This window comes from Pseudomonas sp. LTGT-11-2Z (assembly GCF_003691445.1).
GTDB classification, from domain to species: Bacteria; Pseudomonadota; Gammaproteobacteria; order Pseudomonadales; family Pseudomonadaceae; genus Aquipseudomonas; species Aquipseudomonas monteilii.
On sequence record NZ_CP033104.1, the window covers coordinates 5,687,330 to 5,713,430 of the forward strand.

Genomic DNA, 26,101 nt, shown 5'->3' on the forward strand with positions numbered 1-26,101 from the left:
CTCAAGCACCGCGCCCGGCCGCGAGCACGTTCAGGCCGGTGGCCGAGGCATCAAGGTCATGGCGCAGGTCGCCGGCCAGTGATTTCACCGTGGTTAGCGCGCACGCTAGGCGATCCTTGAGCATCAAGGATTCGTCCATCTTGTAGCGTGCGCGTATCGAGTCGACGATGCGCGCCCGGGCCACCGCCATAGTCTGATCGAACTGCACACGCAGGTGCTCGACATGGGCATCGTGAACACCATGCAGCATGGTGTGCGCCTGGGCGCTGGCGGCTTTCTCGAACGAACGTAGCCGCGTCACTGCAACCGTGGTCAGGTACGCCGCAGCAACGACGGCAGTCGCTGCAATCGCCGCCGGGTGCGGCGAAGGCGGTACTATAGGCAGGGTGGCGCCTGGGTCAGCACTGGTGATCTGGGTGTTGCCAAGCAGGGTGTTGAGGATGTCGGCCTTGCCATCGCTGACCACATCCACCGCCATCACTGCTGCCAAAGACTTGATCGCGGTTTTACCCAGCTCAACGCCTGCACCTAGGCTTTGCACGCCGTCCTCAACCAGATTGCCAGCCGGTACAGCATCGGCCAGCACTAGGCCATCCTTGAGCCCTACCACCTCGGGTAGCGCATAGACCAGGCGGGTGTATTCCAGCGAGAGTGCCGGGATCAGCTTCACGCTTTTGCTCAGCGCCTTGCTGAACGGCTGCGAGACGGCATTGCTATCCTGCACAGGATCACTCAGCAGTTGCCGAACATCGTGGGTGGCGTCAGGCGTCAGCGCGTTAAAACGCACCATTTCCCCAGAGCTGTGCATATAGCCGACCTGCTTCAGCGCACGTGACGGCGCTGCCGCCAGCAACGGTTTTGCGGCCCCCACGGCAGGTACTGTGGCGTCTCGGCCCAAGCGTTTGGCCGTCAGTTTTTCTAACTCCCCCGAATACTGGGTGAACAGTGGTGCGGCGCCATCAGCCCAGGCGTTGGTGACCACCGCCTTCATTTTTATTCTGGTTTCACTGGTGGTGTCGAACACGTTTGATAGCCAGTTCTTGAAACCTTCGTGGTCGTTCTTGAGAGCTTCGTCGAGTTTTTTGCTGGCACGGTCCAGCGCATGGCCCACCACTTCATTGACCTGTTTGAGGTGCTCTTCACGCAGGGCCTGCGCCGCATCGTCGAACTCGCTCAGTACCAGCTCCAGCACCCGCGCACCCTCGGAACTGGTGTCATTGTTGAAGTACAACTGCGCCTTACCACTGATCAAGCCGAGCACACGCGTAAGGTCTTTGCCCAGCAACTCGGACAAGTCACTCATCTGCAGATGGCGGTTGGCCTGCCCGGTGAAGTTGAGGCCGTACAGCGCGCGCTCAAGCTGCGGCAGCCACTGCGTAATGTAATCGGAGTCGTCAGTACCGGTGAGGATGATGTGCGTCTCGGCACGCTCTGGCGCCACTTGAAACGTGGTCTGTGCACTGTTGCGCAGTTCCTGGCGCTTGGCGTCATCGCCCTGGCTGGACTCGGTTTTGGTAACCACCACGTAGGGGTACACACCGGCCAGTTCACCTGCCAGCATGTCTTTGACGATCTCGACCTGCTGTTGGTTGGCCATGCGGGTTTCGTCAGTGACCACAATGCAGCCGGCGGCGGCGATCATGGCCTGGCGCATCAGCTCTTGCCAGGCACGGTTTTCACGGTCCTGTCGCTCGTAGCCCGGCAGCAGTAGCCAAGCCTGGTTGTCACGGTTGAAGTAACGCCGCGGCACCCGCAGCACCGGCAGCAGGTCCTCAGCGTTTGGGTCGCTAATCGCCTTTTGAAAGTCAGCCACTTCAACCTGCACATCCTGCAGCCTGTAGCCTGCTGCGCTCTCATTCTGCACCAGGCGGCGCACGAAGCCTTGCGCCTGCTTCACGCCGTCTTGTTCGAGGACCAATACGGGCATTTTCTCACCGCGCCCTTCGTTGCCCTCAAGCCACTTTTGCTCGGTATCAAGCAAACCGTACAGGCTGGCCATCAGCGTGGTTTTGCCCGCCCCTTGGGAGCCGCCCACCGCCACCACCCAGGTGTCGCCCAGTACCTGGGCCAGCAGCAAACGGCGCATCACGGCCAACAGCTTGCTGTCAATGTCATCACTGTCCAAGACAGTGCAGGCGCCACGTAGATGGCGTAAGGCATTGTTCAGGTGTTCAAGTAGGGCTTCCGGGGACTGCAGGGTCACTGTGGTTTCCTCGTTCGATCATCAAGGGGCCGCAGCATGCGAGCTTCGGCACAAGCGCCGGCCAGTGGCCGTCTAAGCAATACAAATGAATGTGCTAAGCGTGGCACTGCGGCGTAGCGGCATCAGGGGGTAGATGCTAGTCCCTATCGGCCCTCTATATAGATACTTGAGCATTACAGCCCATTCCGTCGCCCAAAAAGTAAGCGTGATGCGGATCATCAAGCAACAGCCCGAATAAAAAGCGCGCAGCCTTCAGGATCTGAAGCGGACCATTTCACTGTGATCGCTTGACCGGCCACAGACAGCTTGATGTTTGCCAACGCTTCGGCTGATCGTTTGGGTGCAGCTGTTACTTGAACGAATGCCGGCGCCGAGGTTACGACCTGATCTCGGAAAAGAGGCATCCATTTGCGGATGACGTTGGCGTTGATGCCGTGACGGATGGCGACGCTGGAAACGGATGCTCCGGGTTGCAGGTATTCCTGAACGACCTGAGCCTTGAATGGTTTCGGATAAGAGCTTCGGAAGGTGAGTTCGTCGGACGCTTACAACTAACCTAATTATCGTGCTCGATCTTTATACAAGTTCCAGCTAGAATACCTTCCGTTAGGAGGGCCTAATCCCATGATCGATGCTGTTGACCTTTTCTGTGGCGCTGGTGGCCTTACCGCTGGCATGCGAAACACCGGTATTACGGTACATGCCGGGTATGACATCGAAGGCCAATGTGCGTACGCCTACCAAGAAAACAACCAGGCTGCCTTCGTCACCAAAGATGTGAAGGAAGTGACGGCCGAAGAGCTGCTGGCCTGGTATCGCCCTGGCCGATACAGATTGCTGGCCGGTTGCGCGCCCTGCCAGCCGTTCTCGACCTACAACCAAGGCAAAGATACCCGCAACGATCGCAAGTGGCCGCTGCTCTATCATTTCAGCCGCCTCATCGAAGAAACCGAGCCTCACCTGGTAACCATGGAGAACGTCCCTGATGTCACCAAGCACGAGGTCTACCACGACTTCGTGCAGAGCCTCCGGGATCAAGATTACGAAATATGGGATGGGCGCGTAGCCTGCGTCGACTACGGTTTGCCGCAACAGCGCCGCCGACATGTACTGCTCGCCTCCAAACTGGGGATGCCAATAAGCATCATCCCACCTACACACTTGAACGCCCCGGTCAATGTCGAGGACGTCATCGGCGCACTGCCTCGCCTAGCCGCCGGAGAATGCGACCCGAACGATCCACTTCACAGGGCAGCAACACTCACCCCGATCAACATGCGCCGTATCATTCACTCCAGGCCAGGCGGAACCTGGAAAGATTGGCCGCCAGAGCTGGTCGCCGAATGTCATCGCAAAGCGAGCGGCAAAACGTATCCGAGCGTCTACGGACGCATGCGCGCAGATCGCCCTAGCCCGACGATGACTACCCTCTGCTACGGTTTCGGGAATGGTCGTTTCGGCCACCCTGAGCAGGCTCGCGCGCTATCTCTGCGTGAAGCAGCGATCCTACAGTCCTTTCCTAGGGACTACGCGTTCATGGAACCAGAACGGATCACCTTTAAAGCCGTGGGTCGTATGATCGGAAATGCGGTTCCGGTGCGACTGGGGGAAGTGATCGGAGAAAGCCTTGTACAACACGTTAGGGCTTATGAGGCGGCTCGCCAAGCGGAACGTCGAATTCAAGCCTGAGTCGTGCCTCCAACGCCTCTAGGCTTTTCGTTTCACACTCCCATATCACCACCACACGCCAGCCCAATTCTCGCAATTGGGCTTCCTTACGCGCGTCACGCTCTACATTCGCTTCGAACTTGGGCAGCCAGTACTCCTGCCTGCTCTTAGGTGTGGTCGCGTAGCGACAAGCAGGATGCCGGTGCCAGAAACACCCATGCACGAAGACTACCGTCCGGAGTCTAGGCAGGACTATGTCCGGCGAACCAGGAAGATCACGACGATGCAGACGAAATCGGAGCCCAAGAGCATGCAACGCTTGGCGCACGATAATCTCTGGCTTTGTATGGGCACGCTTGACCGCCCGCATGATGTCGCTTCGCGACACTAGCCATCCCCCTGACCATCGATAGGAACGACCACTCCCGTCATCGCCAAAGCCTCCAGATGTCGATGAAGTTGCTCGGGTAAGGGAGCGCCAGATATCAATACCCCAGCCTCCATATTCTGATCCATCGCATACCCCGTCAGATTGGCACTGGTGATGAAGCAATATGCCCCGTCCGCCACCGCGACCTTCGCGTGCACGCTGCCATTGACGAAAGCAGCATCTTTGTCTTTCCAGACGTAAAACAGCGCATCGGGAACGATCTTCTTCAGCTTCCCGATAGGGTCGATGCTAACCTTGCCACCCTGCGCGCTCGAGAGCTCCATCAGAAATTCGATCCTCACACCCCGCACTGCCGCTGACTTCAGAGCTCTAGCTACCAACTCTATGTCGTAAGCGACGTAACTGGTGATGAACAACCGCTGCTGAGCAGCATCGATCACTTGTATCAAAGCCTGCTCGGTTCGCCGAGCAGGAACGAGTTCGGTCGTCGGCCCAGTCCACACCAGCTCGACCCTCTGCCGACCCTCGGCATGACGAAACGCATGCGCAGCGGCCATGAGCATGGCAGCCAACGTCTCGCCACTGATGGTCGACGCTTTCCAGCCATCGACCAGCTCTCTGAGCGCGTTGTCGGCCTTCGCGGACAGCGCCCCCACCCTCAGATTACCGGCCCTCGCGACCTGCATTCCTCTGATCTTCGCCGCCAAAGCTGCTACGCGGTCATAGGAGACTATGGAAACCAACTCGGACACCGCTGCGAGTAGCTCTCGCATCTCAAGCATCCGGGAAGAATGCCGCTTTGGCATTCTCGAAAGTCGGCACGACCATCGCCCGGTCAAGATAACGGTTGCCACGCTCGCACGATGTCTCCGCGACAAAGGAGCAAGCATGGCATGCCGCTGCATGCAAACTACGGTCTTTCCGGGGATCATGCTCCGCGCACAGAGGGTCAGAGGAGCAAATGCGCGCACGCCGCAAAGCCTGAACCAGTAGGCGCTCCAAGTTTTCGGGCTTGCCCAGCTCGACCAATCCACCCAAGGTACCATCGGAGTCCGCAGCGGCTGTGTAGATGATGAAGCCGCACTGGTTGCCATCCTCATTCAACTCGGCATAGATCCGCTCTCTGATACTGGCTGCGTTGTATCCGCACTCCAACGCCAACTCGCGGATCAGAAGATGCGCCAGAGTGTGCAACATCACGTAACGAGCACCTGGATAACCGTCTTCCGGAGGACAGAGACGGCGGGAGTTTCGCCAACCTTTGTGCCCCCCGCGCAATTTCATGTCGGCGGCCTGCACGTCAGCTATCTGCTCCCACTCAGCTATCGCCTGCTCGTCGAACTGAATGAAGATACCCTCACCGTGCACCTGATTCGCGGGGACCCAATCGGGCTTCGTACGTGACAGTGGTGCCTGAATCGGTCCAACTCCAACGCCACCGGAGTCGTCAGGCGCCTCGACTCGCGTGAAGCCGAGCAAAGCGTTCACCTCGCGCAGACGCTTCAACAACAATACCCTGGCGATCTTGCCTTGGTAGCCCTGAGGAACGGCAACTGCCTCGGACAAGAAATGCGGATAGTCATTCACCGGCACCGGGGCGATCAGCACCCGCCACTCGGGGCCTTTGATATCAGCCTCGGTGACACTCTCGCCATCTGCTGAGCGGTGAGCCTCGATGCCCGCCCAAATGGCTGCTGCGGAATATTGGTCAATTCCAGGCAATGAGCCAGTCTTTTTCAATAGCTTGATGGTCAGAGGAACCTCATCGAGCGACTCCAGATCGCTGAAGAAGCTCCAACCATCTTCCAATAGCTGCGCTAGACCATCTTTTGCCTGAGGTATCGCCAACGCCGACAAGGAGACCGGAAACCAGCTATTGGTAGCCCCCAATAGGACGGCCCGCGGCTCGGCATCGCAATCCGGATCGAACTGATCCAAATGAGGATGCCGTCCACGACAGCCCGGCAGGTTCTCCTTACCGAGCTGTCCGAAGGCATGAGCCATGTTCCGCGCCGCGCCGCAAGTATCGCATTTGACCCATAGGTTCTCGGTCTGAAGGGATGCGCCACTCTCGAAGAAACGCAGCGTGCCTTTGCAATCGTTGGGGCCGCTGTGGACGAACCACTGCCAAGGAAAATCATCCAGATGCCCATTCTTGCAAGCCAAAAGGAAACGTGCGGGAACAGCATCGGCATCCTTCGCAGGCTGATCGCCCTTCGAACCGCGACAGCCCTGATGCACGAAACGAGTCGCCTCAGGGCGGCGATACCCTTCCTTCAACTCGAACAACCCGCTGTCGTAAGGCGAGAGCAGCCCGCATTTCACACAGCGCAACCAACGAGGGAACGGCCTTACCGGCACACCGACATTAGCCTCCGCAGAGCTCGTGTCATTCGACTCGCTCTTGCTGATAGGCGGCATTCGTAGTGATTCGACCTGAGGACCAAGCGCTTTCTGCACCGCGGCGAGCAGGCGATTTTCAATCACCAGGTTGCATCGATCCCTCTCCCAGATGTCGATACCTGAAGTCACGACCGACAGATTCGGCAAATCGATGAGGGCACCTGGACCATAGGTCCATAGCAGTTGGCTGGGCCGTACCGAGCCAACGGGAGTCTTTTCGTGCGCCATCTTCATTCGTCCTTATCAGCCGCCGCGGGGCGAGGCTTCCATTGAATATCGTCTTTGATCTTCGCTGAGTTCATGACCAAGCGAACGCCAGGTTCGACCTCGCGCATCGACATGGGCACCGTCCAGTTATCCCACGTATGCGTTCCAGGTGCCTTGATCAAGGCATAGGTCAGATCCTTCTCAGGCCCACGCTTCTCGTACGCCAAGATACGATTGCCCTGCATCACCTCATTCACCCACTGATCCGCCCGCTGCTTGAGCATGCCGCTAGCGAGCTTCTTCGCAGGGGCCTCCGCGATGTTGTCGGCACGCGTTTCGAGCACCTTCATCGCATCCAGCATTTCCACCTGATTAGGTTGCTTGAGACTCTGCGCCCCCTCGTTCGGAGCGAAGCGATCGCTCTTGCCACGGATCAGCGACAGCATCGCCCCGGTCAGACCTCGATCCATCGCACGCGGCGAGAACGGAGTGACCGATTGCGCCTCGACGTGCTTGTAGAACGTCGCGTGGTAATGCTCGAAGGTCTCGTAATGCGAAAGATCGCGTGGGCGAGCCCATGTCAGTACGGTACAGACCAACCCAGGGAATTGTCGGCCGACACGACTGGTTGCCTGAATATATTCCGCCGTTCCTTTCGGCTGACCGTTGACGGCCATGATGCCCAACCGATTGACGTCGACGCCGACCGACAGCATGTTGGTCGCCAAAACGATGTCGATGGCACGTGCATCGCCCTCCTCCCACTTGGTCACGTACCTACCTAGCTCAGGATCCCATTCGGACTTGAACATCACTTCGAGCTGATCGAGATACTTGGGGATGTCCTGGTTGGAAACCCGGGAAGTCAGTTCACGGATATTCATGACGCTGCGCTGGGCCAGGCCAGGCCGCTGCACCATGCTCATTTGGACACGGTACGCACGGGTCTGCACATCGTCCTCGGCTAGACGCTTCATGCCTCCCAGCTCTCGCAACGAGTTGAAGTAGCCCACCATGGTCATGTAAGGATCGGCAGCTTTGCCGAATCGATCAAATAGTGCTTGAGCAGCAGTCAGCGCTGCCGTGTAGACACGGATCAACATCGCCGGCCGTGAGCTGCCCGGAGAGCAGATCCCCAGATAACGCCGTCCTGGCTTTTGCTCGATGGGCCGCTGCACCGAGAAGAAGTTGTCCTCGACGTCTAAGCCATGGGGCGGGAACACCGAGACCTGACGCATGAAGACGTTGTTGACCTGCTGCTGCGCCTTGCGAACTGTAGCGGTGGAGGCGATCACCTTCGGCCGAATAGCATCGCCATCGAACTGCCACGTGCACAGCTCATCGACCGTGCTCTCGTAGAGGCCCACCATGGTTCCCAAGGGACCGCTGATCAGGTGGAACTCGTCCTGGATGATCAGATCCGGAGGCCGCACCGGAGAAATAGCCTTGACCGAAGCAGCAGCCCTACCGGCAACAGCCCTATGGCCGGTATTGCAATCCGAGCCAGGCCAAAGCAATCCATGGCGGGAACACTCCTTCGATACCCGGCCGAAGAGGTTCCGTACCTGCCCACGCCACGCCATCATGGCGAACTTGTCCACCGTGGCGATCATCATCGACGGCGGGCGATGGTAAATCTCCTCGTCCACGACCATCACCGGCAAACCAGGGTGTACCTGCTTGCTCGAACGACCACGAGAGAAGTCACAGGTGCTCAGCTTGTCGCCGCAATAGATCGTCGTACGCCCTGATATCTTGTCGACCTCGATATCCCTCTTCGGGTCGATCTCGGTTCCGCACCATGGGCAACCTGTCAGCTGCGCCGGCGAAGCCATTCCAGTGGGGTTTCGCCCTGGGGTACGAATGGCCTCGATGAACTTATGGCTATCCTCGGTAGTGCCAGGCGTCACCTTGTTACCGACCCAAAGGCCGATGGTGAATGCGCTCTCACCAAGGGACTTATCACCTGCCGACAATGCTTCCCGACGAATATGTTCCATCGCACAGATCAACGCGGTAGCCCGCTGGAACTGCTGCAAAGTCAGCAACCGCAGGGTGTAGCGCATGATCACTGCGAGCCCGCGAGACGAATCGTAGCCCCCCAAATTCCCTTGTAGACGGCGGATCGCCATTGTGAATGCAGCCACCCCAAGGTATGCCTCAGTCTTACCACCTCCAGTAGGGAACCAGAGCAAATCCGCATAGGCCTGCAGAGGCTGAGTGCGATCCGTATGCTTAGGATCGGTCAGCCCAGGAATGGACAGCAGCAGGAAAGCCAACTGGAAGGGGCGCCAAGAGCGGTTCTTCGGCACATCGAACTCCGTCAGCGCCACAACGCGCCCGCGACGGCGCTGCAACGCGAATGCGCTATGGACCCGCTGAATCGCCATCGCTCGGTTAGCGAAGCGGAAAGCCGCCAAGGCTTTTTCCTCCGAACCCAATAACTCCACGCCCTCGCGCAGACGAATCAGGATCGATTCGCAGTGGCTAAGCGCCTCATCGGCCTGCTGCACATAGCCCGCCACATCCCTATCGGTGCGCGCCCGCTGATCTTCGATCCATGCTGCATAGTCCTCGGTCAGCATCCCGAGCGCAGTGACGAGCTGGTCTTTCTCCAGCTCTGCCAGTCGCTTCATGTCCAGCAGACCTTCGTCGACCAATCTGCGCATCGCTGGCCGATCCTGCGGATCCAAACCCGGCGTTTCGGTGACCGGCACCTCGTATTGCGGCATCACCGCAGTGCGCAGCTCCACCGCCCTTGCCGCATCTGGACCAGCCACTGCATGCACTGCAACGCCGTGCCCTACTGCGAACTCGACCCGATCGCGATAGATCATCTCCAGCGCCAAGCGCTCGCGTAAATCGTCATCGTCCGCAGCGCCAGCATCGGCTTCCAATGCTGGGCGGCGGCGGAATATATCTTTCAACGATTTTTTGTCATTGGCTCGTACGAGGATTTCTGGCTGGAACACCCAAGCGGTATCGCGATTCTCATCAGGCTCCGTTTGACCATTCACTAGGAAGAGCGTGATCAATCGTTCACCCTTCTCGTTGGGTGAACGCACCGTACCCTGGATGATCACTTCTGGGCAGGCAGAATCAGGGGTGACCGGAGAGATCACTCCATCCTTCAGCGCCAGCTGGAAGGTTCCACCGGAGGGCTTACGCCGCCAGACTTTGGCTTTGAGAACTTGCTCGGTGGTCTTGATCACCCGGCCTTCGGCGTCACGGACCACCTTCTTGACCACCTTGGCATGAGCCGGATCATCGGACTCGAAGCGCTCGTAGCGCCCCCAACTCACTACCACCTCTAGACTTTCCGCATCGCCATCGACGCAAAAAGTGAAGCCCAAACTCGACGGTGCGAGCGACTGGTTCGAAGCGGTATCCACCTCTTCCTCGGCTTCGGAGTCTCCGCCACCCGTTTTTTGGGGAGAGTCTACTTTGCTCGACTGTGCCTTCGGCTGAAGATCAGCAGGCTCGTCTTCCTCGTTCTTTTCCGGGGGAGCCATATCCTCACCGCGTTCGGCGTTTTCCATCGGCGCGAGCTTACCGACGAGGTACCGATCGCGAACGCTCATATCGACGATGAGCTCTTCCGGCCCACCGGCTGGCCCTAGAAGGTCGTCCATGATCGCGAACTGTAAAAGCTCACGAACGTAAGCCTCGTTCTCGATCAGCGGAATGTCGGCGAGAGTGATACCCAGCGCACGAGGGATAGCCTCTGCGAAATCTGTCCAGGATGCACGTACGACACTGCCTGCGGTCGGAGGCAGCAAACCGATGCTGCCGATCCCTACCACTGGCTCGACCGCCTTGACCTTGTCGAAGTACAGCCAAGTGCCTTCCGCATCGACTCGGATACGCAAGACATGGCCGACACGCACGATGCCACCGGCTGGGTTCAAAACCAGTACCCAGGCCCCCTCGCGCAACGCGGGATGGTTTCCTTTCAGATAGACGACCTTGTCGGCCAAACGAACATCGCGCTCCAAGCCACGATCGACGACTATCCAAGCCTCTGGGGTGCTGTTCTGCTGCATCTCTTCCATGCTCATTCTTCAAATCCTATTCACGATATCTTCCAGCTTGTCGAGCGACTTACTCTGGGCGATATAGGCTGAATACCCTTCCTGCGCTCCACGAATCAGAGTGTCATAATGAACGATGCGACTGCCTGGCGAGATCGATGTCATCGACGACTTGAGTCGATCCGGGTTGGATGCCTCTTCGGCTACGGTCTTCCCAAGCACGAAGATCACCTCGATATCCGGGCTGGTCTGATTCTGCTCACGCAAGATCTTCGTCAGTTTGTCGACATAGGTCTGCCCTTGCTCGACCAATTCGAGCAATGCCATCTTGCGCCCGACCTTCTTCAGTTCGACGATGACGTGTTTGCCTGCATTGGTGCGGTAGGCGATATCGACACGACCCAAGCGCTCTTTCTCAGTCATGTCTTCGATCAGCACGCCTTCCGTCATCAGACGCGACTCCATTATCGAACTACCCGTGGCACGTTCCCATGCGGGGTCCAGCAACCAGAGATGATCGAACAGGTATTTCTGAAGCACCCTTTCCTTCGCGTCTTCGTCGATGATGTTTTGAAAGTCTCGAATCGCATCCAGACGGGATTTCACGATGTCCCGATAGAGCGAGGCTTCGAGAGAGTCCCGGTCAGCGAGCACAGCCAAGAGCCTGTCGGCACTCTCGATGCTCGTGACGAACTCTTCGGTCGAGCCACGCAGCTTCATTCGCTCGAATGCCAGGATGCCGTGCCGATACATGAGCTTGCGGTCATCCTCATCATCGACCGGCAGAGCGCTCAGCTTGGAGATCAGCGTTTCAGCACTATTCCTGTAACCTACAGGGAGAGACTCCAGCCATTCTGCAAGGGCAGGTGACGTCTCCTGGGCTTCCTTGACCTCGTGCTTTCTCCGCCACTCGCTCCAGCGCTTCTCGAGCTGCCCCAAGCGAGATTTGAGAAAAACGATCAACTGGACGTAGCGCTCGTCATCTTCCTGCACACGCTGGCGGTCGCTGGTGGCGATGTCGGGGCGATCGTCCGCATCGAGAAAATCCGCCTCAATCTGACCAGTAAGGTACTTCGTATAAAGCCTCCCATCATTCAGTCGATCGATGACGTTTTCCTGGATCAAGCGGCCTCGTGCGAAGACCACGATGCCATTTAGGTTCCCTGCCTCTTCGTCATCGAGGTCTTTGGGCTTACGTGCAGTACCAAGCCAACCGCTCACACGCCACGATGAATCCCATGCCTCGAACCGAGCTGGTAGCGATTCGCGCTCCAAGACATGGGAAACCGTGCTGGCTTCCGGCTCGTAACCCTCGAACGTCCAAAGGAATTGCACCTTGGGCAAGTCACCTCGATCAGCAGCCGTAATCGGCTGGCCGTCGATCTTGATCTCGAAGCCATGAGCTTGCCCAATGATCGAGAAACGCCGAGCAAGACGCTTGCGCAACGCTGTGACGCCTTTGCCGAGCCGCTGGCGCTTGATGTCGCGCAGCACGATTTTCGTGCCTCGCGTCGCCGTGAGCGTGCCGCTCTCCAGGCGCTCAGGGTGATATGCGCGCTTTTCCTGCACAGCCTGCTGGATACCCGGCACGCTCATGCGGAAGCCATGCGCATCCCCATCCTTGGCAGACTGCACTTCGATGACGTTGGCGATAGAGAACAAAGACAATTTGCCTAGTCCCTTACGCCCCATCACGGGCCGGCCCTTCGCCGTCTTGCATCCATGCTCCGTATCCTCATCGCGGCGGCGATAGCCGACGCGCAGGTACTTACCATTTAGGTCATCGACAGACATGCCGATACCGTCATCTTCGATCTCGATCCACTCATTGTTAGGAGCGACGCGAATCTGCACGCTCGATGCATCCGCGTCCCATGCATTGGCCACCGCTTCGGTCAGGACGGCGGCGATGTTGCTGTAGAGGTTGATGCCGAGATGCTCAAGGACGTTGAGGTCGACGGTCATCTCGAACGTCGGTACGACTTCATTCGTCATTTTCTTCCTCCATAGCCTTCGCGCTCTTCATTGGCCAGAGCGTTTTTCCAGCTGCACTCTGCGAAGTCTTGCGCCGTGACAATCAGGTCGGCGGAGTAACGCTGGTCGCTCATACGTTGTCTCCGGCGAACAAATCATCCAGGCGCACGGATGAAGCAGCTTTCGAACGACGCCCTCGTTTGGCTGGACTGGGAGCATTCGCTGGTGCTTGCGAGAGCTCACCAAAGCGATGTCGGTTCAGCTCTGTGAGCCGATGCATCAACTCCGCTGTTAGGTCTTCCGAAAGCGCCCAGCGCCACGAATCCCTTGCAGAACCGCCACTGAACTCCCGGAAATCGTAGGGAATATCAAGATCATCCCAGCCATAAGCCTGCGCAACTTCGACGTCTATTGCAGCCATGATCTGGCGCAGTTCACAGATGGCTGGATCGTTGCAGCTGGGCGTGTTCACAGCGTTCAGTGCGTCAGTTAAACCACACTGATTCTGATCGCTCCACGCGACGAGAACGTCTTGAAAACGAGTTGCATGGTCTCGACCGGCAAGCGATACCATCTCATTCGGTAGGGCGAAAGTCGAAACAGCCTCTCGAATAGAAAGCGTGAGCGTATTGGTGTCTGCCCCCAAGCTACGAACGGAGAATGCATAGAGCCAATTTCGGAAGAACGAGCTCAAGCAAATTACGAAAAGGTCATCTCTGTCAGCACCAATAAGCAGGATTTTGTTTGTGTAGATCCATTCAGCAGGTGCCATCAAGCAAAATGGGTATTTGGTGACCTTGGCAAATGCAATGAAGTGCCCCTGTTTGCGCAGCTTGCGCATGAGATCAGCTCGATGGTTCCAGAATTGCCACCAGCGGCCATAGAGTCCCTTATAACTCTTCAACGCCTCTGGCGTTCGGGTTGGCTGAACCTCCTGGATCAGAAACTGGAAAGCAATTGGCCAGTTCTCTTCAATCTCCTCCAGCTTTTTATCAGCGATGTCCAGCGCCCATCGGTCGGTTATCCGAAGCGCATAACTGGTTATGTCGTCTCCGGTGATGTATGGCCGGAGAAGACTATTCGGCTCGTTCTTGAGACGCTCGAACCATGGGGAATCAGCAGTGAGAACAAACGCCAGTCCTTTACTGTTGTCCACGCCAGCGAAAGTAAATGGTGCACTTGGAAGCTCTTGTGGAAGCCAAACGTCAGTTGTTTCGGGCTCTAATCGTGGCCCGATGCGTTCACATGAGCGACCCTCTGAGTGACAAGCGCCAGCCCATCGGCCTTTGATAAAGCCAATAACCGCTACAACCACAGAGGCGGTACCAGGCCAAGGCATGCCTTTTCTGGAAAAATAGATGTCACCGCTCTGAACGATGGCCCCGAGTCCAACCGCGACCGCACTTCCTTCAGCGATGTTGCTCGTGGCAAGTAGGCCATAACAGCCATTCGGGCAGAGCAGATCGACGACTCGCCTATGGAAGACGATGCTCAGGTCGATCTTTCCAGGCGATGTGCCAAGAATCATCTGGCACTGCCACTGTAGCTTCTCACCCATCGATGACTTCCATAGGCGGTTACCCAAAAATGGAGGGTTCCCCACGAAAGCATCAAAACCTGGCCGTCCAATCATGAACACTTCAGGGAATTCCAATGGCCAGTGGAACGGGCGGCGGGCTGCCATTCCAATCGATAAACCAGAGGCAAGGGTGATTCCCGCACGCGTCGCGATGGATTGGGTTGACTCGGTATCTCCTTCAACGGCTTCTCCGGCCTGAACGGCAAGAGATGCCAGTCCGCTCGCTAGTGCAGATACGCTGCCATCGGAGGCAAGAACCTCACCGATGAATGCGTTGGCAATGTTTTCCGCTACTTCCAGTTTTCTACGCGCGTCAGCATCAAGTCGCTCCATCGCTTCGACGTCATGAATGTCGCGTATCGGCATCTCGCGCAGTCGCTGGCGTAGCTCGATCGCTGCTTGGACGGCCTTTTCGATGTTCTTTCCAAACAGACGCTGCTGCCCTTTACCGCCGGGCGTCATCGAAAGCTCGGTAAGCTGCTCCAGTCGATGGATGCCCAATAGGCTATCGCCACAACGCAGGTTGTGGTCGAGGAAGCCGAACGGCCTATTCTTGGCCATCGTAACCAGCCAGATGGAGAGCTTGGCTAGTTCCACCGCCAGGGGATTAAGATCCACGCCGTAGAGGCAGCGTTCAGCGATAAGGCGGCGAGCGATCACGGTGCGTGTTTCAGCATCCGAGGGCAAAGGCTCCTTGGCATTCGGCGCATCCAAAATTTCGCCGCCCACACTCACTGTCTTTCCGCTGCCTTCAACTTTTGACCATGCCTCAATCAGTCGATCAGCCAACCAGCGGCAGACTTGCACCAGAAAGGCCCCCGAGCCCATGGCTGGATCACAGATCTTCAAATCCAGCAGTTCGGCGGGCGACTTCAGCACCCATTGTTCACGTGAAGCTCCCTCTGCCGGCCCCGTGTAGACGATCGGCGTCAGCGTCTCGTCGACAATGGTTTCGGTGAGCAGTTTCGGCGTGTAGTGCGTTCCCGTCTCGCGCCGATCGCTGCCCGTGGTGACGATAAAGGCTCCGCTTGGGTAAATCAGCGGGTACCCCCAAGGATCAGTACGCAGCAGGTTTATAAATGGCAAAGCACGATCACGCAGGCCTTCGTCTCCAGCGCAGGCGGTGAGCAGGCGGTTTGCCTGGACAACATCGACCGAGCGTTCAAGATCCTTGAGTATCGCTCCTCCGCCACGCTTGATCGCATCGGCACCGGAGAGCACCTCGGCCAACACTTCGTCCCCCCGCTGGTGCAGAGCTTCGAGCTCCTCCAGAGCATAAAGGGTCTTCTTTGCCCCCTTGCCACCGGCCAGCTCCACTGTCACCCGTTCGGTTCGTCCGACAGTCCGCTCCAGCAAGCCTTCGTAAACGTAACCGATCTGCTCAACGTCCAGCGCTCGGTAGGAAAGCGTACGCCCCTCGTACTGCTGGATCGCCTCCAGCAGGAGCAGCACGGTGCGGTTATCTATCGGTAGTGGTCGCGCGGAGTCGATCTTCCAATCGGAGCCCTTAGAGCGCCCTTCGAGGAAAGGGAAACGATCAGGGTCGAACAGCGAACCACCCAGCGCTGGAAGGCGCAGCATTTCATGCTCAATGCCGCCGTACACTGCGCGAAATGTCGCTAGTAACCGTGACCAGGCATCGTTGCGCCGCTCCAGCACCTCCTCGGCTTCCTGGCGCAGCTGCATACGCAGAGTGGAAATGGCGTAGTTGCTTTCGTACACCTCCTCTCCCATCAGCAAGAGCCCCCGCTCCTCGGCCGACAGCAGGAACACCAGACGCATCATGATGCTCAGACCCGCTTCGTAGAGCTCGGTCGGCTCGACACCTTGCAGCAGCGCTCCTGACCGTTCACGGTCTTCCTTACCCAGTGCCTGGATCAACACCTCGACCGCGCGGCGGACTTGTTCACCCAGGGCATCGGTGACCTCCTCCTGATACTGAAGAGACTCGTCCAGCATTGAGGGTAAGGACTCATCGTCTGGCCCGAAGAAGCGCCGGATACCCAATAGGGTGAGAAAGGCCTGCAGCGTCAGCCGCTCCTGCCCCCAGAGACGTGCATACCAACTTGCGAAGGTCGAAACAGCGCCAACGAGAGCATCGACTAGCATCCAGCGCTCACCATCGGTGACCAAACCAAGGCGACAGCCGCTGGCCCGGCAGAGCCGCTCCATGCGCTCGGCTGGACTAGCGGACCAGCCATCCAATTTCAGTGCTGCCTGGAGATCCGTGCCCGCAGAATAGATTTGCACGAGCAGCTGACTTTTGCCGCCTGAGACCAACGCATAGTCAGGCTCCAAGGTGACACCATGTTCCGGCAGAGTGACGCGTAGCTCAGAAGGAATGCGCTCACCTCGTAGTAGAAGCTCACCGCTATCGTTCTCGTCGTATTCCAGGCCGCGGGCAAGCACCTCGTGAATCCAGGCGCGATGCAGTTCGGTGAATCTGGGATCGTCATTGTCACGCGCCTCGCACCATTCGTCATAAGCTTGCCGCAGGTACTGTCGAATGCGAGGTTCGACAGCAGGTAGACCAGTGGAGAAGATTCGTTTCAGTACCGGCGTGGCGAGGAAAGGACCGGAGACCTCAATCAGCGACAACCATTCATCGTGAATATCGAGGGGGTTCATACGCGGCCTCCCTGGGCTAGCGGTACAGGTACGATGAAAATGACGGCTACCGGGAAGGTGCGATCCTGCGGTTCGGCATAACGAGCTTCGATGGCACCGGCCTCTTCTTCCCGCTCCGCAGGAATCCGCACGAGACGTGCTTGCAGGGCGGAGTTGTCACGACGAACCTGGGTGCGCTCATCCTCACTGAACAAAGAAAACTGCTCAGGCAACTCGTCCTTATCCAGCTCCCTGCGAATGGCACTATCCAGCTCATCCAGCACGGCGAAGATGTCTTCTTTTTCTTTGTTCTTGCGGGTTTCCAGGGTGTTGCCCAAATATTCGAGACGATTGCGTGAACGTGCTCCGAGGGATTGCTGAATCGCCTCTTCCGCAGTGGCGAAGCGAGAGCGCAACATGACAAAGAGCGAATCATCGAGCCGACACGGCTGCGCGTCGTCCAACCAGCCCTGTACGCGGGCGACGCCCTCTTCGCGCTTGAAGCCCTGTTCGCGCAGATAGCCCCCAGCCAACGTCAGTTCCTCATGTAGACGATGGTGATTGCCGCCAGTGATCACCAAGCGTGACACGACCACAACCGCCGGGGCCTCGAGACGATCGTCAGGCAACGCTCGCACCGTCACTCGGTGCAAGCGCTTGTTGTCTTCCTGCGCCCAAACCTCGGCACGCAGCAAACGCAGACACATCTGCACCAACCGATGATTGAGATGGATGAGCACCAGGTCGTCTCGCCCATTGGCGACTTCATGATCGAATGTCACCGGGCGTGACTTGCCGGTGAATGGATGCTCCAGCCCTTCGCGGCACCGCTCCCAGGCACCTCCTAGGGGCGGCAGCTCGAAGACTTTACCCGGCGCGATCCCCGCCAGCGTCAGCGGCTTGAGAGCCGGTTTCTCGGCCAACGCCAAGCCGGTTTCGACCGCCTTCAGGATGTGCTCAGGAGAGAGGTGGAAGTCCTCCCTAGTCTCGACCAACTTCTCATGTAGCTTCGCTATTCGGTTAGCGAGGTCTTTTTCAGCTCTGACGAATCGGCGGGTCTGGGCAATCCTCGCATCCGCCAAACGGGTATCCAGATCACGTAGCGCCCCTTCGATGAGTCCAGACATCTGCGGTGCGATTACGGGGTTCACGCTGCCCATATCGGCACGCATGGAATCGAGCTTACGCAAGGCGCGCAGGATATCGTCCTGATGGCCACCGACAGTATCCTGGTCTTGCCGAGCATCGACCGGATGCCAAATCACCACCTCTTTCTCACGCTGGCCATGGCGGTCGATACGACCGTTGCGCTGCTCCATGACGTTGGGGTTGTACGGGATTTCCAAGTGAATGAGGTAGTTACAGTGGTTCTGCAGGTCGATACCTTCGGAAGCGGCGTCGGTGGCAAGCAGGATGCGCACGGGGGAAATGTCTGGAGCGGCCTGGAATGCCGCCTTCACTTGTTCTCGATCGTCGTGATCCATGCCGCCATGCAAGATCATCAGGCGATCGCCACCCAAATCATTAGTCGCCAGAATCTGATGTAGCCAGTCGAGCGTGGTGCGGTACTCGGTGAAGAGAATCACTCGTTTACCATTCCAGGATCCATCGGTCTTCAAATGCCGATTGATCCAATCAAGCAACGCTTTGGCCTTGGAGTCGGCTTGATTCATCGCCTGCTGAGACCAGTGCCTGAGCTCATCGAGCAGGATACGCTCCTCTGCGTTCAACGGGCGTGAGTAGCGCGTGGCTTCCTCGACGGCCTCTTGCTGCGCAATTTCGACGTCTGAGTCGTTGGCGTAATCCTCTTCGGCACGCTGTATAGCCTTGAGCAAAATTCGCTCGGACAAATCCGTTCGTCTTTTGCTAGTTCCGTCGTTTTCCAGCGTCGCGACATGCTTTTCCAGGGTCGACGCGAAAGCAGCCGGCGACGAGAACAAGCGTTTCCGTAGCAGTTGGTTGACGAAGGACGCACCGGTCACACCACCCAACTCGTCATCCGCGCATTCTCTGCTGGCACAGAATTCTTGAAGCTTGCGATGGACTTCTCTTTCTTTTGCGGTGTAGTAGACGGGCAATGCTTCGAGCTTGCGCTGTGCGTAAATCAGATTCCCGTCCTTGTCAGTGATTTCGCTCTTGAGGCGGCGGATCATCACCTGAGACAGCTGCTTCTGCTCCGGCATGATATTGCGGGCGAACCGCTGATCATCGAGCAGCTCCAACAGCGAAGTGAAGGACTCGGTGTAGCCGTTATGTGGCGTCGCAGTCAGAAACAGATGGTGCTGAAAATGCGGGGCTATGGTGCGGATGAAACGAGTACGCTGGCTTTCGATCGCGTATTGAGCGCTCGCTGACGGCGCGACGTTGTGCGCCTCGTCGACGACCAACATATCGAACTTACGCGGATAGCTGACATGCGTCGGCAGGATATCGCGGAATGCACGCAAACCATCACCGGCCTTAGCCCAATCCATCGACGTGATCAGATGCGGGAACGAGGTCCAAGGATTAGCATGTATTCCACGCTCGCGCCGCATCTCCTTGATGTAAGTGCTGTCGACGATACGAAATTCCAGACCAAACTTTTCCATCATCTCGACACGCCACTTTTCTTGCAGTGACGCGGGGCAGACGATCAGCACAGTTCGAGCACGATGACGCAGGAGCATTTCCTGAATGACCAAGCCGGCTTCGATGGTCTTGCCCAGACCTACATCGTCGGCGATCAGCAGATTGACGCGAGCCATGTCGATTGCACGAACCAGGGGATCCAGCTGGAAGTCTTGCAGACTTACACCACTGCGAAACGGTGCCTGGAGGAAGCCGCGATCAGCATTCGTAGCAGCCCCCCAACGCACGGCATCGAGAAAAGCCTCCAGAGTGCAGGAGTCGTCCTGTCCGGTGATGGCTGGCAAACCAGCACGCTCAATGACATGCGCACCTGGCTCAATTTCCCAAATCACCTGGAGCTCTTCGCCTAGGGCATCCTCATCAATGGAAGCCAGCGTGACAGCGTGCTGCTGCACGCTGCCTAATTTGGAAGCGTCCACCTCAGCCACCACCCACTGCCGGCGTCTAACTTCGACAAGCTGACCTGGTTGCGGGATATCACGGTAGCTGCTGCCTTCCGCCATTGCAGTCATTCTTAACCCCTTAACACCGTCTTCATCTAGCCGATGACGACGAATGAGCAAACACCTATGGGCTTCGCGCTTTCGAAAGCCCGAAGCACTAAATTCAATTGAGTACAGGTGCGAAGCCCAGGGCTGGAAACGGCATTCGTGATCGCAGAGAACACTGTAGATTGGCCATCCCTGGGATACTACCGCCTGCTATGATGCAAAATACATCACCTTATCCATTGGCACGGCGTGGGTAAAGCCGCTCTCCACGCTTTCTGCAGTTTGGGCAACTGACCGAGGCCTTCATCGGCCTCATACAATCCTGACCACACAGGTACGGGCGTAGCAATCAAGCACGGTACCCACGTAGAGGGCGACTTCGATCACTTGCTGAGTTGCCTGATAGCGCTGATCTTGCTCCCTTCGCCTGAATCTCTTTTGAGCGAGGAGAGTACAGATGCTATTGGTTATCAGCACGAAAGGCATTGCAAAGGGCTGTCACAGCCGGCTCGCACCGAAGCCATGCTGGCCATCCCCATAAACCTTGGTGGCTACCTTGCAGAGGTAGCTGGTCCTGTAGAAAAAGTCAGCCTGGCTCTGCGGGTCATTCCGACGTAGACAGTAGGTTGGATTGGTCGGTATCTCGACCAGCCCCCTGACCGCTTCAACTGGTAGTCCCAGGGCACTGGCCCATGCCCCCTCAAGACGATTGAACATGTTGTCTCTTCCGGCCTCGAATTTTCCAAGGGCATTGAACGCATCGAAGTTCAGCAGGAAGGCCATGTGATAGTGGGGTCTTCCATGCTGCCCCACCTCCCTGCTCCAGACGCACCGCACATTACTGTCATGCGCACTCTTGTTCTCCATTCGTGCTATTCGACGATTGTGCCGTATCTTGGCCTTAAACGATTCAACAAATCGATCAATTACCTGATTCGTGTAATAGCTTTCAGGCAGATCAACGCCTGTAGGAAACCTCAGATCAACCCTAAATGCGAAAACACGTGAATACTGCTGAACAGCCCTCTCTGTAGTACTGTGAAGTCTTTCCAGATACTGTTGAACAAAAGGCCCTTTATCGACTTGAATAGGGAATCCCAAATAGCTGCTTGCATCATGAATAATCAGATTTCGGTTTTGAGGAAGACGCTGCATTTTCAAACACTCCGGTGCTAGTTTCATAAACTTCTAGCAATGAGTAGTTTTTTACGACGCATCTGCGATGCACATCATTCAGGCATCCCACGGATTCCTGCAATTCATCACTAACACATACCCAAACACAATGACACCTGATACACAAATAATAAAGCATACTACCAATACCGATAGACCCAATAAGAAAAATGCCTATCACCACCGGGAAGACATCCAATAAAAACCATGCGAAACTCCAAAAATAAACTCTGGAAAAAAATTGCCACGACCAGCTAACCTGGCCGTAGCACCTCATCTAAAACCATAGAGAACTTTAAGATCAAACCGAAACGATTCCTTGCGTGTCGCGCTCCTCAATTCGATCCAAGATCCATTCCTTAACCTCACTCTCCAGCCACCCAACACTCCGCCCTCCCAAGGGGATCGGCTTCGGGAACCAGTTACCGGAAACATACTTGTAAACCGTCGAGCGTCCAAGGCCTGTCATTTCCATTACCTGCTGTAGTCGAATCACCTTCATGATGAGCTCCTAATTTTACTCATCAGATCTGGCTTCCATGTAATCCTTTACTTTGTGATTAGTCCACCCAAGAAAGCAGAGAAGAACTTTCAGCCTTGCACCCTACTGATCTTGCCCAGCAGCCGTGGACACGGGTTTAAGCACACATCCTGGCCTCGAAGGTCTCTGGGCTGATGTGCCCCAGCGTGCTGTGTCGCCGCTGGCGGTTGTAATCGGTTTCGACGTATTCAAACACGGTTTCACGCATCTGGGCGCGGCTCGTGAAGCGCTCGCCGTGGATGCACTCGACCTTCAGGCTGTGGAAGAAGCTCTCTGCACAGGCATTGTCGTAGCAGTTGCCTTTGGCGCTCATGCTGCATCGCAAGTGATGGGCGCGGATCAGCTCCTGGTAAGCCGCTGAGCAGTACTGGCTGCCGCGGTCGCTATGCACGATCACGTCATTAGGCTGCCTACGTCGCCACAGCGCCATGTGCAAGGCATCGCAAACCAAGTCGGCCGTCATGCGCTCGTTCATGGCCCAGCCGATCACCATCCGTGAATACAGATCGATGACCACTGCCAGATACAGCCAGCCTTCCTCCGTATGCAGGTAGGTGATGTCACCCACCCATTTCTGATTTGGCGCAGATGCCTTGAAATCCTGCTTGAGCAAGTTCTCTGCCACTGGCAGGGAGTGCTGAGAATTGGTCGTGGCCTTGAACTTCTTGGCGGCCTTGGCACGCAGTCCTTGCCGTTGCATCGAGGCGGCTACCGTCTTGCGATTGCAGGGTAGGCCGGCTTCCCGCAGGTCGTGGCACAGCCGTGGAGCCCCGCTGCGGCCCTTGCGTGCGCTGTATGCCTGAGCGACCTGCCGATCCAGTTCGGCTCTTCGCCGCTGGCGGATTGACGGCCTGCGAGAGCACCAAGCGTAGTAACCGCTGCGGGCAACGCCCAACACGCGACACATGGCCTGGATCGAGAAATGCGCGGTATGAGTCCTCATGAAGGCGTACTTCACTTGAGGCTCTTGGCAAAGTACGCGGCGGCCTTTTTTACGATGGCCAGCTCCTCGGCGTGCTCGGCCAACAGCCGCTTGAGTCGGGCATTCTCGTCGGCCAGCGACTGCTCGCGCTCGCTGCCGGCCTGAGTCTGGTGCTTCTTGCTCCGCCAGCCGTAGAGCTGGGAAGCATGCAGGCCGAGCTGTTCGGCAGCCTTGCTGACGCCAATGCGCTCGGCCAAAGCCAGCGCTTCGTCCTTGTAGGCTTGGGAATGGCGGGTGCGGGTCTGTTTCATTGGGGTTGCTTGTCTTGCCATGATTCACCTCGTTGCAGTTTATCGCTTAACGGGGTGTCCACTGGGACTGGGCAAGATCATACAACCCCGACCATGCACTCACACAGCAGAAATAATAAAGTACAACTTCACCTAAACGAAGGGAGTTATATAACCGAAGAATGACCGAGCACTCGCCTCATTTGTAGGCGCGCCTTTACACCGCTCCCCTCACGCCAACACCGCCTACAGTCCATTTGCAGGAGGCCGATCCGACAGCCTCACAGTGTTCCTGGAAGACAGAATGCCTATCACCGTAAGCTTACCTCTGATAACCCCATGAACACTGGCACCTGAGCCGATTTTTCACCCTAGGAACCCCCTTGGAAACCCCTAGGATTTCCCTAGAAAAGAGCTAGAAATATGATATTTTCACCTATGGAACTACTAGAGATTTAGCAGCCTCCCAACCCGAAAATAACGAAAGCAAGAATTATGCCAATAGCTCACAAAGACAAACTTCAGAAAACATTTAATAGCCTTAATGCCGACAGGAGATTCTCTACTTGGCTATGGGTTTTTATAATCCAGAATTTCCCAAATATAGATTTAGGAGAATTCGGAAGCCCGGGTATGCGAGACCGAATGGCGGAACTCGTCATCAACCACCCAGGACTAAAACAAACAATCGAAAATAAAAAGATCACCGACCTCTTACCCGAGCAGAGCCTTCAGTGGATAACAAATAACAAAAGGCAGAACAATTTCCTAATCAGAAAACTGACCGAAAAAAATGGGATCCCCTACACAGACGCCCCCGAAAATCTAACCGGTAGAAATCTAACCATTGCAGCAATTGATACATGGCAAACAGAAAGAACTCAAAAGTCAGCAATCGTCAACCAGATAAGATCCGAATGGGAAGCCCATACAGAGTCAGACTACTTATTTAAATGGTTCGACGGACCAGACGAGAAGGAAAAGTTGAGTGCAGCATGGAAAACAACCAAAGCCAAATACTCACATTTAGACCCCCATAAAATCCAACTTCAAGAAGTAGAGGATTTAATTATTTTCCTTGACACCCCAAGCATCACCACATCAGAAAAAGTACTGCTCATGGACTCCATCAAGAAACAATGGAGCAAAAATAAAAGCCGCGCCAAAAATAAAGATGCCGGAAAAAAGCAGTATAACTTCATCCTATCCCAAAAGACTATTAATCGCCTTGATAAGCTAGCCGAAAAACATGATCTAAAACGAACTCAAGTCCTAGATATACTGCTAAAAATGGAGGAAGAAAAAGGAACTTACATCCCAGCAAGACTGAAAGCGCTAGCCGACAGCTAAAGATTGCACAGGCAGCATGATCTATTCATGCTCCGTCAAAAATACTCTGCCGGAACATCCTAATTACTAACAAGGCTGTCAGGGATTCATTAAACAGCCTTGCGAGAAAAATAAATTCGCGAACTCAACCAAGTAAATTAAGGACAGATCAGGATCACCCCTTCGCCACAACTTGAGCATCAATTTCGTCAGCCCACGCTTGCATCATCTGACGTCGCTCTTCCAGATATTCAGCCTGATTGTAACTTGCACGAACTTTGTTTCTCTCAGCATGCGCCAACTGACGTTCAATCACGTCTGCGCGAAATCCCATTTCGTTCAGCATGGTCGAAGCTGTCGCGCGAAAGCCATGAGCTGAAAAGCCTATGCTGTCCTTGCCATTGAAGCCCATGCGCTCAAGTGCTCGGTTCAGAGTTGTGGCGGTCATACATTCGTTTGGCTTGCGATAGTTCGGGAAAAGTAGTCGACGACCACCTGTATGGGTGCTCAGTTCACGCAGCAACTCGACCACCTGCCTGGATAGCGGGACTATGTGCGTCTCTCGCATCTTCATACGCTCAGCCGGAATTCGCCATTCGGCCCGATCCAGATCGAATTCGCTCCACTCTGCCTTGCGGAGCTCTACAGTGCGAACAAAGGTGAGCAGCATCAGACGCAGCGCGATCACCGTAGTCCTGTAGCCACCGTATTGCTCCAGGACCTTAGAAAATTCAGCTATCAGCTCACGACTGAGCGGCTTGTTATGCTGCACCTTGGGGCGATGTATAGCGCCTTTCAGAGCGGCCGCCGGATCGGCGTCGGCACGCAATGTCGCGACGGCATACCGAAAGACTGCCGACGACCACTGCCTGACGAGCAGCGCCACCGTTGCAGCCCCTCGGGCCTCAATCCGGCCGAGAATATCCAACAGGTGTGCGGCCGATACATTGCGTATCGGCAGCTTCCCCACGAAGGGGAAGACATCTGCCGCCATGAACCTCTCAACCTGCCGCAAGTAGTAAGGCGTCCAGCCTGGCGCCTTCTTTTTGATCCATTCGCGCGCAACCGCCTCGAAAGTGTTCGCGTTCGCAGCGCTGACAGCCAGCCGTTCGGCCTGCCTGTTGTGTGACGGATGGATACCTTGGCGAATCAGTGGCTTGGTCTTTTCCCGCTCATTGCGCGCATCAGCCAGCCCAATCTCCGGGTAGCTGCCAATGGCAAACACATTCTCCTTGCCGTCTATGCGATAGCGGAGCCGCCACAGCTTGGTGCCGCTAGGACGCACCTCCAGATACAAGCCGCCACCGTCGGTCAGCTTGAGCGGTTTCTCGGCAGGCTTGGCGTTGCGGACCTTGGCATCTGTCAGGGGCATATCTGCGGGTATCCGAATCTCGATACCCGCAACGATACCCGCATTATTCGTAGATGCCAACGGACGGCATGGATGATAAAGGACGTAAAACTATTGGTTTTACTGGCTTTTACGAATACGCATAGACTCTTACGGACATTCAAAGAAGCCGATGCTGATTATCGATCATCAGTAACATGGTGTTAAACCTCTTGGACTTACTGACTTCAGAATTCGAACCTTCTTGCTGCCGTCACGGGCACAGCTTCGCCACAAAGGGCAGAAAATGAAGAAGGCAAACGGGGAC

The 26,101-nt window shown here is 56.4% G+C and carries 14 protein-coding genes and 1 pseudogene; 2 read left to right on the forward strand and 13 right to left on the reverse strand.

The features are described from left to right. Position 1: 1 nt before the first annotated feature. Positions 2-2,203 carry a sugar kinase gene (locus D8767_RS26935; RefSeq protein WP_122048469.1) on the reverse strand — a complete coding sequence of 734 codons (2,202 nt, stop codon included), beginning with the start codon at positions 2,201-2,203 and terminating at the stop codon, positions 2-4. A 218-nt stretch (positions 2,204-2,421) separates the two neighbouring features. Then, positions 2,422-2,715 (reverse strand): annotated as a pseudogene (locus tag D8767_RS29815) (transposase); the annotation flags it as partial. Positions 2,716-2,827: 112 nt separating this feature from the next. Between D8767_RS29815 and D8767_RS26945 the strand changes: the two are divergent. Beyond that, positions 2,828-3,892 carry a DNA cytosine methyltransferase gene (locus D8767_RS26945; protein WP_060493983.1) on the forward strand — a complete coding sequence of 355 codons (1,065 nt, stop codon included), beginning with the start codon at positions 2,828-2,830 and terminating at the stop codon, positions 3,890-3,892. Here the strand turns inward: D8767_RS26945 and D8767_RS26950 are convergent. The 10 genes from D8767_RS26950 to D8767_RS26995 all read right to left on the reverse strand — a co-directional run bounded on the left by D8767_RS26950 (position 3,843) and on the right by D8767_RS26995 (position 23,156). Beyond that, positions 3,843-4,259: a very short patch repair endonuclease gene (locus D8767_RS26950; RefSeq protein ID WP_256658603.1), complete on the reverse strand. Its 417-nt coding sequence runs from the start codon at positions 4,257-4,259 to the stop codon at positions 3,843-3,845. The two genes, D8767_RS26945 and D8767_RS26950, sit on opposite strands and share 50 nt — an antisense overlap. Beyond that, positions 4,259-5,035 (reverse strand): DISARM system phospholipase D-like protein DrmC, encoded by a 777-nt coding sequence (gene drmC, locus D8767_RS26955; protein WP_060493984.1) that lies wholly within the window; start codon positions 5,033-5,035, stop codon positions 4,259-4,261. Before drmC ends, D8767_RS26950 begins: the two co-directional genes overlap by 1 nt. Position 5,036: 1 nt before the next feature. Next, entirely contained in the window at positions 5,037-6,893 is a 1,857-nt protein-coding gene (gene drmB, locus D8767_RS26960; protein WP_060493985.1) for a DUF1998 domain-containing protein, read from the reverse strand. A 2-nt stretch (positions 6,894-6,895) separates the two neighbouring features. Then, positions 6,896-10,930 (reverse strand): DISARM system helicase DrmA, encoded by a 4,035-nt coding sequence (gene drmA, locus D8767_RS26965; RefSeq protein WP_256658604.1) that lies wholly within the window; start codon positions 10,928-10,930, stop codon positions 6,896-6,898. Positions 10,931-10,933: 3 nt separating this feature from the next. Beyond that, complete coding sequence (locus tag D8767_RS26970) at positions 10,934-12,898, reverse strand: ATP-binding protein (protein ID WP_122048471.1); 1,965 nt, start codon at positions 12,896-12,898, stop codon at positions 10,934-10,936. Positions 12,899-13,007: 109 nt separating this feature from the next. Beyond that, on the reverse strand, positions 13,008-17,084 hold the full coding sequence (locus tag D8767_RS29000) for an Eco57I restriction-modification methylase domain-containing protein (protein WP_177412731.1): 4,077 nt from the start codon (positions 17,082-17,084) through the stop codon (positions 13,008-13,010). Further along, positions 17,081-20,206, reverse strand: a complete 3,126-nt coding sequence (drmD, locus tag D8767_RS26980; protein WP_122048472.1) for a DISARM system SNF2-like helicase DrmD — start codon at positions 20,204-20,206, stop codon at positions 17,081-17,083. The genes D8767_RS29000 and drmD overlap by 4 nt, the downstream gene beginning before the upstream one ends. 477 nt (positions 20,207-20,683) lie before the next feature. Next, the gene (locus D8767_RS26985; protein ID WP_122048473.1) at positions 20,684-21,340 is read right to left on the reverse strand and encodes an inovirus Gp2 family protein; all 657 of its coding nucleotides are present in this window, start codon (positions 21,338-21,340) and stop codon (positions 20,684-20,686) included. Positions 21,341-21,662: 322 nt separating this feature from the next. Further along, entirely contained in the window at positions 21,663-21,863 is a 201-nt protein-coding gene (locus D8767_RS26990) for an AlpA family transcriptional regulator (protein WP_122048474.1), read from the reverse strand. A gap of 136 nt (positions 21,864-21,999) precedes the next feature. After that, positions 22,000-23,156, reverse strand: a protein-coding gene (locus D8767_RS26995) for an IS3 family transposase (RefSeq protein ID WP_122048320.1) whose coding sequence is annotated in 2 segments (ribosomal slippage) — positions 22,000-22,898 and positions 22,898-23,156 — 1,158 coding nt in all. Because the reading frame shifts where the segments join, the coding sequence is not laid out codon by codon here. Between the two features lie 603 nt (positions 23,157-23,759). On the opposite strand from D8767_RS26995, the gene D8767_RS27000 reads away from it, so the two are divergent. Beyond that, a complete protein-coding gene (locus tag D8767_RS27000; RefSeq protein WP_228031004.1) occupies positions 23,760-24,464 on the forward strand; it encodes a hypothetical protein in 705 nt (234 codons plus the stop codon). A gap of 154 nt (positions 24,465-24,618) precedes the next feature. On the opposite strand, the gene D8767_RS27005 is transcribed toward D8767_RS27000, so the two are convergent. Then, positions 24,619-25,815 (reverse strand): integrase arm-type DNA-binding domain-containing protein, encoded by a 1,197-nt coding sequence (locus D8767_RS27005; protein ID WP_122048475.1) that lies wholly within the window; start codon positions 25,813-25,815, stop codon positions 24,619-24,621. Between the last annotated feature and the right edge of the window lie 286 nt (positions 25,816-26,101).

Coding starts and splice junctions, on each gene's coding strand:
- D8767_RS26945 (WP_060493983.1), top strand. CDS start 2,828: ATGATCGATGCTGTTGACCTTTTCTGTGGCGCTGGTGGCCTTACCGCT.
- drmC (WP_060493984.1), bottom strand. CDS start 5,035: ATGCGAGAGCTACTCGCAGCGGTGTCCGAGTTGGTTTCCATAGTCTCC.
- drmB (WP_060493985.1), bottom strand. CDS start 6,893: ATGGCGCACGAAAAGACTCCCGTTGGCTCGGTACGGCCCAGCCAACTG.
- drmA (WP_256658604.1), bottom strand. CDS start 10,930: ATGAGCATGGAAGAGATGCAGCAGAACAGCACCCCAGAGGCTTGGATA.
- D8767_RS26970 (WP_122048471.1), bottom strand. CDS start 12,898: ATGACGAATGAAGTCGTACCGACGTTCGAGATGACCGTCGACCTCAAC.
- D8767_RS29000 (WP_177412731.1), bottom strand. CDS start 17,084: ATGAACCCCCTCGATATTCACGATGAATGGTTGTCGCTGATTGAGGTC.
- drmD (WP_122048472.1), bottom strand. CDS start 20,206: ATGACTGCAATGGCGGAAGGCAGCAGCTACCGTGATATCCCGCAACCA.
- D8767_RS26985 (WP_122048473.1), bottom strand. CDS start 21,340: ATGCAGCGTCTTCCTCAAAACCGAAATCTGATTATTCATGATGCAAGC.
- D8767_RS26990 (WP_122048474.1), bottom strand. CDS start 21,863: ATGAAGGTGATTCGACTACAGCAGGTAATGGAAATGACAGGCCTTGGA.
- D8767_RS27000 (WP_228031004.1), top strand. CDS start 23,760: ATGGCGGAACTCGTCATCAACCACCCAGGACTAAAACAAACAATCGAA.
- D8767_RS27005 (WP_122048475.1), bottom strand. CDS start 25,815: ATGCCCCTGACAGATGCCAAGGTCCGCAACGCCAAGCCTGCCGAGAAA.